General features: G+C 70.6%; 10 protein-coding genes and 2 pseudogenes. 9 read left to right on the plus strand and 3 right to left on the minus strand.

Going from position 1 to position 12708, the window contains the following annotated elements:
* Positions 1-30: 30 nt before the first annotated feature.
* On the plus strand, positions 31-225 hold the full coding sequence (locus AB0O67_RS23170) for a hypothetical protein (protein WP_365453016.1): 195 nt from the start codon (positions 31-33) through the stop codon (positions 223-225).
* A 94-nt stretch (positions 226-319) separates the two neighbouring features.
* Here AB0O67_RS23170 and AB0O67_RS23175 read toward each other — a convergent pair whose 3' ends face one another.
* Positions 320-3559: a S41 family peptidase gene (locus tag AB0O67_RS23175; protein WP_365453019.1), complete on the minus strand. Its 3240-nt coding sequence runs from the start codon at positions 3557-3559 to the stop codon at positions 320-322.
* 188 nt (positions 3560-3747) lie between these two features.
* Here AB0O67_RS23175 and AB0O67_RS23180 point away from each other — a divergent pair, with 188 nt between their 5' ends.
* From AB0O67_RS23180 to AB0O67_RS23190, 3 genes are all read left to right on the plus strand, one after another.
* Positions 3748-4347, plus strand: a complete 600-nt coding sequence (locus tag AB0O67_RS23180) for a TetR/AcrR family transcriptional regulator (RefSeq protein ID WP_365453022.1) — start codon at positions 3748-3750, stop codon at positions 4345-4347.
* Between the two features lie 140 nt (positions 4348-4487).
* Positions 4488-6701, plus strand: coding sequence for an MMPL family transporter (locus AB0O67_RS23185; protein WP_365453025.1), 2214 nt, complete (start codon positions 4488-4490; stop codon positions 6699-6701).
* A 175-nt stretch (positions 6702-6876) separates the two neighbouring features.
* Positions 6877-8916: a TerD family protein gene (locus AB0O67_RS23190; protein WP_365453028.1), complete on the plus strand. Its 2040-nt coding sequence runs from the start codon at positions 6877-6879 to the stop codon at positions 8914-8916.
* 9 nt (positions 8917-8925) lie between these two features.
* Here the strand turns inward: AB0O67_RS23190 and AB0O67_RS23195 are convergent.
* Positions 8926-9135 (minus strand): annotated as a pseudogene (locus AB0O67_RS23195) (ATP-binding protein); the annotation flags it as partial.
* 1 nt (position 9136) lies between these two features.
* On the opposite strand from AB0O67_RS23195, the pseudogene AB0O67_RS23200 reads away from it, so the two are divergent.
* The 4 genes and pseudogenes from AB0O67_RS23200 to AB0O67_RS23215 all read left to right on the plus strand — a co-directional run.
* A pseudogene (locus AB0O67_RS23200) lies at positions 9137-9895 on the plus strand (helix-turn-helix transcriptional regulator); the annotation flags it as partial.
* Complete coding sequence (locus AB0O67_RS23205; protein ID WP_365453031.1) at positions 9892-10080, plus strand: DUF397 domain-containing protein; 189 nt, start codon at positions 9892-9894, stop codon at positions 10078-10080. The pseudogene AB0O67_RS23200 and the gene AB0O67_RS23205, both read left to right, overlap by 4 nt.
* A gap of 41 nt (positions 10081-10121) precedes the next feature.
* A complete protein-coding gene (locus AB0O67_RS23210) occupies positions 10122-10619 on the plus strand; it encodes a YbaK/EbsC family protein (protein ID WP_365453034.1) in 498 nt (165 codons plus the stop codon).
* Positions 10616-11455 carry a DMT family transporter gene (locus tag AB0O67_RS23215; protein WP_365453037.1) on the plus strand — a complete coding sequence of 280 codons (840 nt, stop codon included), beginning with the start codon at positions 10616-10618 and terminating at the stop codon, positions 11453-11455. The genes AB0O67_RS23210 and AB0O67_RS23215 overlap by 4 nt, the downstream gene beginning before the upstream one ends.
* Positions 11456-11484: 29 nt before the next feature.
* Here the strand turns inward: AB0O67_RS23215 and AB0O67_RS23220 are convergent, their stop codons facing one another.
* On the minus strand, positions 11485-11823 hold the full coding sequence (locus AB0O67_RS23220; RefSeq protein WP_365453040.1) for a hypothetical protein: 339 nt from the start codon (positions 11821-11823) through the stop codon (positions 11485-11487).
* Positions 11824-12130: 307 nt separating this feature from the next.
* Here AB0O67_RS23220 and AB0O67_RS23225 point away from each other — a divergent pair, with 307 nt between their 5' ends.
* Positions 12131-12406 (plus strand): DUF1876 domain-containing protein, encoded by a 276-nt coding sequence (locus tag AB0O67_RS23225; RefSeq protein WP_365453043.1) that lies wholly within the window; start codon positions 12131-12133, stop codon positions 12404-12406.
* Positions 12407-12708: the final 302 nt, after the last annotated feature.

Below are 12708 nucleotides of genomic sequence, written 5' to 3' on the forward strand. Positions count from 1 at the left end.
ATCCCTTACCCACAACGGGAGTGAAATCTCATGGGCATGAAGGACCAGTTCCAGGACAAGGCCGAGCGGATGCGCCAGCAGGCCAAGGAGCGCATGGGTCAGGAGCAGGACGAGCGGCGCGAGCGCCCCTCGGACCCCACGCGTGAGCGTGGCCGCCGCGACCAGGAGTCGGAGCGGGAGCGGCGTGAGGCCGAGGACCGCTTCGCGCAGGACTACGACGCCTAAGCGTGCGTGCGGCTTCACCCGATGACGCAGGGCGCCCTCTCCTTTGGGGGCGCCCTGTGTTCGTGTCTTCCGAGGTGCGGGTGGTTAGGTCACGTCACGGCCGGGGCGGCAGCTTCGGCCTCGACCTGTCCGGGACGTGGCTGTGGTCGGGAGGCGTCGCCGCCGGCTCCGTCGTCAGCAGGTGCACGGCGAGTTGGACCGCGTCGTCGAGCTGGGCGTAGCGGCCCTCCGCCCAGTCGAGAGGGGTGCGCAGGGCCTCCACGTCGGGGGTGACGCCGTGGTTCTCGACGGACCAGCCGTAGGCGTCGAACCAGGCCGCGTTCATCGGCACCGTGATGATCGTGCCGTCGCCCAGCCGGTGTCGGCCGGTCATGCCGACGACGCCGCCCCAGGTGCGCTGGCCCACGACGGGGCCCAGCTTGAGGAGTTTGAAGGCGGCCGTGATCATGTCGCCGTCGGAGGACGTCGCCTCGTCCGCCAGCGCCACCACCGGCCCGCGCGGCGCGTTCGAGGTGTACGACACCGGCTGGGCGTCGCGGGTGAGGTCCCAGCCCAGGATCGTGCGGGTCAGCTTCTCGATGACCAGCTCGCTGATGTGGCCGCCCGCGTTGCCCCGCACGTCCACGATCAGCGCGGGCCGGGAGACCTCCATGCGCAGGTCGCGGTTGAACTGGGCCCAGCCGGAGCCGCCCATGTCGGGGATGTGCAGATAGCCGCACCGGCCGCCGCTCAACTCCCGCACCACCGCCCGGCGTTTGGCCACCCAGTCCTGGTAGCGCAGCGGACGCTCGTCGAGGAGCGGGACGACGGCCACCCGCCGGGAGCGTCCCTCGCCCTCGGCCGGGGTGAAGGTCAGCTCCACCGTCGTGCCGCCCGCGCCCGCGAGGAGCGGGTAGGGGCCGGTCAGCGGGTCGACCGGGCGGCCGTCCACGTGGGTCAGGATCGCGCCCTCGCGGATGCCGGAACCGGCCAGCGGCGAGCGTGCCTTGGAGTCGGAGGAGTCGCCGGGGAGGATACGCGCGACGGTCCAGCCGCTGTCGCGCTGGACGAAGTTGGCGCCGAGCAGGCCCTGCCGGCGCTGGTAGTGGGGCGGGCCCTCGTTGCGGCGGGCGGCGGTGACGTAGGCGTGGGAGGTGCCGAGTTCGCCGAGCAGCTCGCGGAGCAGGTCGGCGAACTCGTCCGGCGAGGCGACCCGGTCCACCAGCGGCCGGTACTGCTCCAGCACCGCGTCCCAGTCGATCCCGCACATCTCCGGCTCCCAGAAGTAGGCGCGGATCAGTCTCCCCGCCTCCTCGTACGACTGGCGCCACTCGGCGCCCGGGTCGACCTCGTGCATGATGCGGCGCAGGTCGATCCAGGTCGTCGTGTCGCTGTCGCCGGACTCGGTGGACGGCACGGCGCGCAGGTCGCTCTCGTCGACCACGACGAGGCGGGTGCCGTCGCCGCTGACGGTGAACCAGTCGAGGTGCTCGACGAGTTCGGACTTCTTGGCCTTGACGATGTTGAAGTACTCCAGGGTGGGGCGGCCGCTGGTGTCGTCCGGGTTGACGAAGGTCTCGCCGAGCGCGCCCGAGATCGGCCAGCGCAGCCAGACCAGCCCGCCGCCGGCGACCGGGTACAGCCCCGAGTACTTGGAGGCGGCGACCGGGAAGGGCGTCACCCGGCTCTCCAGGCCCTCGACCTCGACCGTCACCGCGCCGCCCTCCCCGCCCTCGGCGCCGGCCTCGTCCTCGACCGGGTCCATCCCCCCGGCGGCCGGGCGCCCGTCGGGGCTCAGCGCGAAGGGGGAGGGGGTGGCCGAGGTCAGCGGGACCAGGTACGGGCGGCAGCCCAGCGGAAAGGAGAGGTCGCCGGTGTGGACGTCGTAGACCGGGTCGAAGCCGCGCCAGGAGAGGAAGGCGAGATAGCGGCCGTCGCGGGTGAAGACCGGGTTCTCGTCCTCGAAGCGGCCGTTGGTCAGGTCGACGATGAAACGGTCCTTGATCCGGGCCAGTTTGATCTGGCGCAGGGACCGGCCGATGCCTGGATGCGACCACGTGAGCCATGAGCCGTCCGGCGAGAAGGCGAGGTCCCGGACCGGCCCGTTGATCGACCGGATCAGCTCGGTCACCGCGCCGTTGGACTCCTCGGTCGCGTCGAGCAGCAGCAGCCGTCCGTCGTGCGCGGCGAGGGCGAGCCGCTCGCCCTCCGGGTCGGAGACCATCTCCAGCACCCGGCCGAGTTCCCCCTGGGCCAGCCGCCGCGGCTCGCGGTCACCGGTGGCGCGCGGCAGATAGGCGATCTCGATCGCGTCCTCGCCCTCCGCGTCCGTGACGTAGGCGACCTGGCCGCCGGAGCCGAGCATCTCCGGAAGCCGTACCCGTACGCCCGGGGTGTCGGTGATGGTGCGGGCGGGGCCGTCGCGATGCGTGAGCCAGTACAGGCTGCCGCGCACGACCACCGCGCTCGCGCGCCCGGTCTCGTCGACCGAGATGCCGTCCACGTGGTGCGCGGCGGGCACCTGGTAGGTACGACGGCCCGCGCGCGGACCGCTGAGGCGCACGTCGAGGCGGCGGGGCGCCGAGTCGGCGGCGAGGTCGTCGACGAGCCACAGGTCCCCGGCGCACTGGTAGACCACGCGCGTTCCGTCGCTGGCGGCGTGCCGGGCGTAGAAGGCGTCGTGGTCGGTGTGCCGGCGCAGGTCGGAGCCGTCGTACGCGCAGGAGTAGAGGTTGCCGACGCCCTCGTGGTCGGAGAGGAAGGCGACCCGGCCGCCGACGAACATCGGGGAGTGCAGATGGCCGTGGAGGTCGGCGAGCAGACGGGTGCCGTGCAGCCAGAGGCGGCCCATGGCGCCGCCGCGGTAGCGCTTCCAGGAGGCCGGTTCGTGGGGCGGGGTGCCGGTGAGCAGGAGGGTGCGGCGCTCGCCGTCGATGTCGGCGACCTGGAGGTCCGTGACCGGGCCCCAGGGCAGTTTGCGACCCGGGCAGCCGTCCGTGGAGACCTTGTACGCCCAGGTGAAGTGCGAGAACGGCTCCCCGTGCGAGGCGACGGCGAGGATGTCGCCGTCCGGGGTCCAGCCGCACACCTGGGTGTCCGGACTGCCCCAGTAGCTGAGCCGGTGGCCGCTGCCACCCTCCGTCGGCACCAGGTACAGCTCGGGCACGAGACTGCTCCAGCTCGTGTATGCGATCCGGCGGCCGTCCGGCGAGAAGCGCGGGTGGCCGATCTTGGTGCGGTCGACGGTGAGCCGCCAGGCGCGGCCCGGCCCGTCGAGAGGGGCCAGCCAGAGGTCGTCCTCGGCGACGAAGCACAGCAGGTCACCGCTGAGGTGGGGCAGACGCAGATAGGTCACCTACCCATGCTTCGCCCGGGGGGCGGACCGGAGCAAGTCGTGCAAAAACGGCCACTCGGGTGGGCGGCGCGCGCCACGTGACCGGCGACACGTACGAAACAGTTTCGTTTCTAAAGAGGCTGCGCTACATTCTTCCTGTACGAGACGGTGTCGTACGGAGATCGTCGGGAGCAGGAAGGGTGAGTCGCGTGGCCGAGGTCGCAACGACGCGTCGCAGCCGGATCACACCCGAGCGCGAGGCCGAGTTGTACGAGGCCGTGCTCGACCTGCTCCGCGAAGTCGGCTACGACGCGCTCACCATGGACGCCGTGGCCGCCCGTACGAAGTCCAGCAAGGCGACGCTCTACCGCCAGTGGGGCGGCAAGGCCGAGCTGGTGGCCAAGGCGATCCGGCACAACAAGCCGGGCAGCATCGCCGACGTCGACACCGGCACCCTTCGGGGCGACTTCCACGCCCTGCTGGCCCACGAGGACGACTGCACCATGGAGCAGAACGCCGCGCTGATGCGGGGTCTGGCCATGGCGGCGCACACCAACCCGGACCTGCTGAAGGCGTTCAGGGAACTGCTGGTGGAGCCCGAGGCGCAGGAGTTCCGCAGCATGGTCCAGCGGGCGATCGACCGGGGCGAGGTCCGGGCGGACAACCCGGCGCTGGACTACGTCGTGCACATGATGCTCGGCGCGTTCGCCACCCGTGCGCTGATCGACGACCTGCCGCCGACGAGGGACTTCCTCACCTCCTACATCGACGCCGTGGTCCTCCCCGCCCTCGGCGTTCCCACTCTCTGAGCACCCCCTCAGTCAGTACCAGCACCACTACCTGAACCTGACGCGCCCGCTCACGTCGTCGGGACGATCACCCCTGCCTCCCCGCCGGGTGATCACCCCTGCCCTGAACCACCCCACGACCTGACCGGGAGATCGCCCTCGTGGCCACGTTCCTCTACAAACTCGGCCGGCTCGCCTTCCGGCGACGGCATTTCGTCGCCCTGATCTGGGTGGCGCTGCTGACCCTCGCCGGTGTCGGCGCGGCCAGCGCGCCCACCGCCGGCACCACGTCCTTCTCGATTCCCGGCACCGAGGCCCAGAAGGCCTTCGACCTGCTGGAGGAACGCTTCCCCGGGATGAGCGCCGACGGGGCGACCGCGCGGGTCGTCTTCAAGGCGCCGGCCGGCGAGAAGATGACCGACGCCGGCAACAAGGCGACCGTCAAGGAGACCGTCCGGGAGCTCTCCGACGGTTCCGAGGTCGCCGCCGTCGCCGACCCGTACGCCGCGAAGGCGGTCAGCGAGGACGGCGCGATCGCGTACGCGCAGGTCACCTACAAGGTCTCCGGCATGGAGCTGGCGGACTCGTCCCGCGAGGCCCTCGAAGAGGCCGCCCAGGAAGCGCGGGAGGCCGGGCTGACCGTCGAGGTCGGTGGCGACGCGCTGCAGACGACGCCCGAGACGGGGTCCACGGAGATCATCGGCATCGCGGTCGCGGCGGTGGTCCTGGTCATCACCTTCGGCTCGCTGCTCGCGGCCGGACTGCCGCTGCTGACGGCGATCATCGGCGTCGGCATCGGGGTGGCGACGATCACCGCGCTGGCGAGCACACTGGACCTGGGCTCGACGACGTCGACGCTGGCCACCATGATCGGCCTCGCGGTCGGCATCGACTACGCGCTGTTCATCGTCTCCCGCTACCGGGCGGAACTGGCCGAGGGCCGGGAGCGCGAGGAGGCCGCCGGCCGGGCGGTCGGCACGGCGGGCTCGGCGGTGGTCTTCGCCGGCCTCACGGTAGTGATCGCACTGGTGGGGCTCGCCGTCGTCAACATCCCGATGCTCACGAAGATGGGCGTCGCGGCGGCGGGCACGGTGGCCATCGCCGTACTGATCGCGCTGACGATGATTCCGGCGCTGCTCGGTCACGCGGGCCGCAAGGTGCGTCCGGCGGGGGAGAAGAGCAAGCTGCTCGGCGGCGGCCGGGCCTCCGCCGCGCGGGAGCAGGGCCGTCCCAACATGGGCACGCGCTGGGCGAGCTTCGTCGTACGGCGTCCGGTCGCCGTCCTGCTGCTGGGCGTGCTCGGCCTCGGTGCCGCGGCCGTCCCGGCGACCTCGCTCGAACTGGGTCTGCCCGACGACGGCTCGCAGCCGACGTCGACGACGCAGCGCCGGGCGTACGACCTGCTCTCGGACGGCTTCGGTCCCGGCTTCAACGGCCCGCTGATGATCGTGGTCGACGCGAAGTCGAGCGACGACGCCGAGGGCGCGTTCGGTGAGGTGGCCGACGAGATCAAGGGCCTGGAGAACGTGGTGACGGTCACCCCGCCGGCGCCCAACAAGGCCGGTGACACGGCGACGATCACCGTGATCCCCGACTCCAAGCCGTCGTCGGTGACCACCGAGGAACTGGTGCACTCCATCCGTGACGCGGGCACCGGGATCAAGGCGGTCACGGACGCGGAGGTGCTGGTGACCGGCGCGACGGCGATGAACATCGACGTCTCCCAGAAGCTGAACGACGCACTGGTGCCGTATCTGATCCTGGTCGTGGGCCTGGCGTTCCTGCTCCTGATCGTGGTCTTCCGCTCGATCCTGGTCCCGCTGAAGGCGGCGCTCGGCTTCCTGCTGAGCGTGATGGCGGCGCTCGGCGCCGTGGTGGCGGTCTTCCAGTGGGGCTGGCTCGCCGGCCTGATGGGCGTCGAGGAGACCGGCCCGGTCATGTCGATGATGCCGATCTTCATGGTCGGCGTGGTCTTCGGCCTGGCGATGGACTACGAGGTGTTCCTCGTGACCCGGATGCGGGAGGCGTACGTCCACGGCGAGAAGCCCAGCCAGGCCGTGGTGACCGGGTTCCGGCACGGCGCGCGGGTGGTCACGGCGGCGGCGGTGATCATGATGGCGGTCTTCGCGGGCTTCATCGGCTCCAGCGAGGCCATGGTCAAGATGATCGGCTTCGGTCTGGCCATCGCGGTCTTCTTCGACGCCTTCGTCGTCCGCATGGCGATCGTCCCGGCGGTCCTGGCGCTGCTCGGCAAGAGGGCCTGGTGGCTCCCGAAGTGGCTGGACCGCGCACTGCCCAACGTCGACGTCGAGGGCGAGGGCCTGCGCACGAAGACGGACCGCGACGACGAGGACCGGGAACTGGTCCACGCCTGACAGCTCCCTGAGAGCAGGCCGGTGAGGGCACCACGAGGACGGGGTCGCCTTCACCGGCTTTTCCATGCCCTGGCCGGTGATCGGGTACTACAGTCTTTCGTTGTGCCGTACATCACATGATGGTGCGGGGGCGGCGACCGGGTGGGGGCCCGAGTCGTGAGAGCTGGGGGGCTTCATGCAGGAAATGGTCAAGGGTTCGAACGTCGCGCTGGCGGCTCTGAGCGAGAACGCCGGGTCGGTCATCGTCAGCCTGAGCTGGGTCAGCCCGACCGGTGAAGGGGACGCGGACGTGTCCGTCCTGCTGCTGAACGCGGACGGCAAGGTGCGCAGCGACAGCGACTTCTACTTCTACAACAACCCGGTTTCCGCTGACGGAAGCGTGCAGTTGCTGGGCAAGACACCGACGGGGAGCGGTGACGAGGACAGGATCAGCTTCGACCTGACGGCGGTGCCTTCCGACATCGACCGGATCGTCGTGGCGGCCAGCCGCTACGAGCGGGCCGGCTTCGGAGAGTTGGAAGATCTGAGGGTGACGCTGGCCGACGGGGGCGGCGAGTGCTTGCTCAGCTTCGCCATCGATGACGCCGGCACGGTCAGCGCGATCATCTTCGGCGAGCTGTACCGGCGCGGGGAGGAGTGGAAGTTCCGGGCTGTCGGACAGGGCTACGGCTCAGGTCTGGCCGGCCTGGCGACGGACTTCGGCGTCGACATCGACGACGACGCGGGCGCGGAAGAGGAGTCGCACGGCGACGAGGACGGCGGGCAGGAGGACACAGCGGCTCCGCCGACGGCCGTGGAGCAGGCACCGCAGGTGACGCCGGGCCTCGTTCCGACCCCTCGCCCGCCCGGCGACGAGGCGAAACCGGCTAAGGCGGCACGGCCTCGCACGGCGAAGAAGAAGGTAACCATGCCCAGGGGCGTCAGGAAGTCCCTGGCGGAGAACGAGAACTGGAGGGAGGCCAGGCTCTTTCCGGTGCCAGCGCTCAAGAGCGATCGTGAGCGGGAGCTGCGTGCCACGTCGGTACTGCTGTCGGTGATGGCGCAGGTGCCGGAGTTCGGCCGGAGACTGCTGGCACCGTTCGGCGCACCGGCGGGTCGCATGGAGACGTTCACCGAGGTGTCCCTGCCGCACGGAGACACGCCGCGACGTCCCGACGGGGTGATTCGCGTCGAGCGGGCCGGCAAGCTGTGGACCGCTCTGGTGGAGACCAAGACGAACGGCAACGGCGTCAAGGTCGAGCAGGTACAGGCGTACGTGGACATCGCGGCGCGGCGTGGCTACGAGGCAGTGATCACGCTGACGAACGACGTCGCGCTGGAGGGCAGTCCGCTCGTCGAGGCCAAGATCGACGGTCGGCGCAAGCACAAGGTCGCCGTACGGCACTTGTCGTGGGCCGAAGTCACCCACCAGGCACAGATGCTCATCCGGCACGAAGGCGTCGGGGACAAGGCGCACGCGTGGTTGCTCGAGGAGCTTCTGCACTACCTGCAGCACGAGAACTCCGGCTGCCACGGCTTCCAGAACATGGGATCCGCCTGGGTCCCGGTCCGCAACGGCATCGACGACGAGACGCTTTGCCAGGGCGACCCGCGCATCCTCGACGTGATCGAAAGCTGGGAACGGCTCATTCGCCAGATCTGCCTCAGCCTCGGCGGCGAACTCGGACAGAAGGTGCTGCCCGTACAGCGCGCCAAGCGCGGCGCCGACCCGAAGGTCCGACGCACGCTCATGGCCGACCAGTTCTGTCTCGACGGCAGACTTCAGGCAGAGCTCCGGATCGAGGGCGCGCCCGGCATTCTCGCGATCTGTGCCGACCTGCGCACCGGCAAGCTCCGCACCTCCATCGAGATCCCCGCATCCGAGCAGGGATATCCGCTGACCCGGGCGAAACGGCTTGTCCGGCGCCTGGCCGAGGCGCCCGCGGACCTCCACATCGAAACCCTGGTCGAAGGCGAGGGCGGCGGACCACGAGGCACCCTGGAGCGGCTCCGCCCGGAGCCGGCGGACCTGCTTCCGAAGAACAACGGTGCTCGCATCACGGGCTTTCGCCTGTCCCTGCTCAAGAGCATGGGAAGCAGCCGCGGGAACGCCGAATCGGGCTTCATCCGCAGTGTCGACGACGCCGTGCGGCGCTTCCACACCGGCGTGGTGGTCCATCTGGACCGTCCCGCGCCCCGCCGGGCGGCGGCCCAGGAAGGTGCCGGGGCGGGATGACAGCCTGTCTCACGATCGACTCACGGTCAGTTCCGCCCAGACGGTCTTGCGTGGCCGGGGGCCCGGGGTCACGCCCCAGCGGTCTGTGAGGGCCTCTACGAGGAGGAGGCCGCGGCCGGAGTCGGCTTGTGCGGTGGGGTGAGTGAGTTGGGGGAGGCGGTCGCCTCTCGTGTCCGTCACCTCGATGCGTAGGGTGTCGGCGACGACGTAGAGCGTCAGGAAGGTCTGCCGGGAGGCGGCGGGCATGCGGGCGTCCGAGCTGGGCGAGACCATGGGGTACGGCGAAGACATGATCCGCAAGATCGAACGCGGGGCGCGGATTCCCCGACCGGAGTTCCTCGACCGGGCCGACCAGTTACTGAACGCGCAGGGCCACCTCAGGGCGTTCATGGAGGACATGCGGAAGGCTCGGTATCCGCAGAAGGTCCGGCGGCTGGCAGAGATGGAATCGCGGGCGGCGGAGATGCTGCTGTACAGCAACCACAACATTCACGGCTTGCTGCAGACGCACGAGTACGCCAAGGCGCTGTTCGAGACTTCACTCCCAGCACTTCCGTCGGATCAGGTGGAGCGGGAGACCGCCGCACGCATGGCGCGTAAGTCCATCTTCGACCGGCACCCTGCACCGGTGCTCAGTTTTGTCCAGGAACAGGTGACGCTCGAACGCCCGATCGGGGGCAAGATGGTGTTGCGCCGACAGCTCGAACACCTCTTGGAGGTGGGGAAGTTGCGGCACGTCTCTCTGCAAGTGATGCCGACCGACCGCGAGGACCACGCGGGGATGCTGGGCCTGATCGAGGTGCTGAAGTTCACCGACGGCACTGCCATCGGGCGCTCCGACGGTGCGTTCAGCGGTCGCCCGGTCTCGAACCCACGGGACCTTCGGGTCCTTGAGACGCGCTATGGGATGATCCGGGCGCAGGCTTTCACGCCGAGAGAGTCGCTGGCCTTCGTCGAACATGCGCTGGGGAGACTATGAGCACGCCAGAACTCCACTGGTTCAAGAGCAGCTACAGCAGCAGCAGCGAGCCCGGCGACTGTGTCGAGGTCGCCACGACCCCCGCCACCATCCACATCCGCGACTCCAAGTCCCCCGCCGCCGCACAACTCACCGTCACCCCCGGCGCCTGGTCGGACTTCCTGACGCACGTCGCCAAGTGGTAACCCGGTCGCGTGTGTCGTACACCGGCCGCTAGCGTGCCGGGATGACCACTTCGGAATCAGGAGTTCACCCACGGTTCGGTGCCGCGCTCGACGCGTTGGGGCTCGGGGATGTGCGGGGGCGGGTCCGGCGTTTTCCCGAGGCCACGCGGACCGCGGCCGAGGCTGCCGCGGCCGTCGGATGCGAGCTCAGCCAGATCTGCAAGTCGCTCGTCTTCGGTGCCGACGGCGTGCCGGTGCTGGTGCTGATGGACGGGGCCTCCCGCGTCGACGTCGAGCTGGTGCGCCAGGAGCTCGGCGCCGGGAAGGTCACCCGGGTCGGTGCCGACGTCGTACGGGAGACCACCGGGTACGCCATCGGCGGGGTGCCGCCGTTCGGGCATCTGAGCAGGACGCGGGTGCTCGCGGACCGGTCGCTGCTCGACCACGACGTGGTGTGGGCGGCGGCCGGGACGCCGTACACCGTCTTCCCGATGGAACCCAAGGCCCTGATCGCCCACGCCGGCGGCACCCTGGTGGACGTCCGCGAGCGCGCTGCGTGACCCCGCTGGTCACCGCGGCCGTCCTGCTCGCCGCCGTCACGCACGCCAGCTGGAACGCCATCGCCCACCGCATCACCGACAAGCTCGTCGGGTTCACGCTGATCTCGGGCGGCGGGCTGGTCATCGGACTCGTGCTGCTGCCGTTCGTGGCGGTACCGGCGGCCGGCGCGTGGCCGTATCTGCTCCTGTCCGCCGTGCTGCACATCGCGTACTACGCGCTGCTGATGAAGTCCTTCCGGCTCGGCGACTTCGGGCAGGCCTATCCGATCGCCCGCGGCAGCGCACCACTCGTCGTCACCGTGCTGGCAGCGATCTTCGCGCACGAGATTCCCGACCGCTGGGTGGTCGCCGGGATCGCGCTGAGCTGCGCGGGGCTGACCGGCGCCGCGCTGTGGGGGCTGCGCGGGCGGCGGCCCGACTGGGCCGCGATCGGGGCCGCACTGGCGACCGGACTGTCCATCGCCGTGTACACGGTGGTGGACGGGCTGGGGGTACGGGTCTCGGGCTCGGCCTTCGGGTACGTGGCGTGGCTGATGGCGGTGCAGGGGGTCGTGATCCCGGCGTACGCGCTGTGCGTCTGGCGCACCCGGACCGTGGCGCGCCTGCGGCCCTTCCTCGTACCGGGGCTGCTGGGCGCCGTCCTGTCCGTGGGTGCCTACGCCCTGATCCTGTGGGCGCAGACCCGCGCCGAACTCGCGCCCATCGCCGCCCTGCGCGAGTCGTCGGTCATCGTGGGCGCGGCCATCGGTGCCGTGGTCTTCAAGGAACGGTTCGGGGCGGCCCGGATCGCCGCCGCGGGACTGCTGGTCGTGGGGATGGGGCTCATGCTGGCGTGATCGCGCCGGTGGGGCGCGCTGCCGTCGCGCTACGCCGCCGTGAGCCGACCCGGCACGGGGTCCCTCGGCGTCGGGCGGGTGACGCCCGAGAGGTCGTGGGCCGCGACGCTGTTGCGGTCCGTCACCGAGGGGCCCAGCGCGTAGTGCGCCCACAGGCCACCCGGCGGCCGCGCTCCCCCAAAGGCACGGACCGCCGTGTCCCGGGGCGGGTAGGGGTTCAGGGCGTATCCGGCCGTGTGCAGGCGCAGCAGGCTGAAGCCGCCCGGATAGTCCTTCACCGCGCTGACCTCCTGGAACGTGACGTGCTGGGGCGTGGTGAAGGAGTACGGGCCCGCGGGCGTGCCCAGGCCGTGCGGCGAGGTGCCCACCGCGTTGCCGCCGGCCAGGTGCAGGGGGGTGGGAGCGACGGGGACGCCCCGGGAACGGGCCCGGTAGTACTACGTCCGGCCCGGCTCCAGGTCCGTCAGTTCCACCTGGTGATGGGCGGTCGGGCGGTCCTCGCCGGCATACGGCCTTCGTGCCCGGCGGCGGTGAACGGCGGCCGTGGTCGCGGCGGCGTACCGGTCCGGATCACGTCAGGAGCGACGGGAACGCGACAAGCCGGGCACTCCGGGAGCACCCTGGAAGCAACCGGCAACGGCTGAGCCTGGAGACAGGTGTCCGGAGGTGATCGTCATGATGCACACCACGGTGGGATGGCATGTCGAGCTGGAGTTCCAGGAGGACGACACCCACACCAGGGCGGCGGCGCTGGTGCGGCTGCCCGACGGGACCGAGGTACGGGCCCACGGACACGCGGCCCGGCACCACACCGACTCCCAACAGCCGCGGGTGGGGGAGGAGATCGCCGGGGCGAGGGCGTTGAACGAACTGGCCATGCGCCTGCTGACCAAGGCGCACGACGAGATCGACTCGGCGTCGGGGCGCACGTCGCACCCGATTCACGTCTGACCCGCGTCCCGCGTGATCCGACCGCCAGGCGCGTGGCGGCATCCGGAGCGGGTTGACTTCCGCGAAGGAGGGCTGTCACGCTCTTGGCGGCGGTTGATGTGTGCCCCCGAGCGCCCCCTTGGCGGGCCGGGGCTTCCCGCCGGCTGATCCTTCTCTTTTCCTTGTGCACCGCCTCATGCTGTCGACACCGCGCGGCAGGCCCTCCGGCCTGCCACGCGGTGTTTTTTCATGCCGCGCGAAGGAGAGATCCGTGACCATCCCCACCCACCGACCCCAGGAGAGCGTGCCCGCCCGTCCCGGGC

The organism is Streptomyces sp. NPDC086077 (assembly GCF_040686175.1).
In the GTDB taxonomy this organism is placed as follows: domain Bacteria; phylum Actinomycetota; class Actinomycetes; order Streptomycetales; family Streptomycetaceae; genus Streptomyces.

What these genes read in the sequence shown, in the direction of transcription:
- AB0O67_RS23210 (WP_365453034.1), top strand. Translation starts at nt 10,122, where the DNA reads ATGACCACTTCGGAATCAGGAGTTCACCCACGGTTCGGTGCCGCGCTC.
- AB0O67_RS23170 (WP_365453016.1), top strand. Translation starts at nt 31, where the DNA reads ATGGGCATGAAGGACCAGTTCCAGGACAAGGCCGAGCGGATGCGCCAG.
- AB0O67_RS23190 (WP_365453028.1), top strand. Translation starts at nt 6,877, where the DNA reads ATGCAGGAAATGGTCAAGGGTTCGAACGTCGCGCTGGCGGCTCTGAGC.
- AB0O67_RS23225 (WP_365453043.1), top strand. Translation starts at nt 12,131, where the DNA reads ATGATGCACACCACGGTGGGATGGCATGTCGAGCTGGAGTTCCAGGAG.
- AB0O67_RS23205 (WP_365453031.1), top strand. Translation starts at nt 9,892, where the DNA reads ATGAGCACGCCAGAACTCCACTGGTTCAAGAGCAGCTACAGCAGCAGC.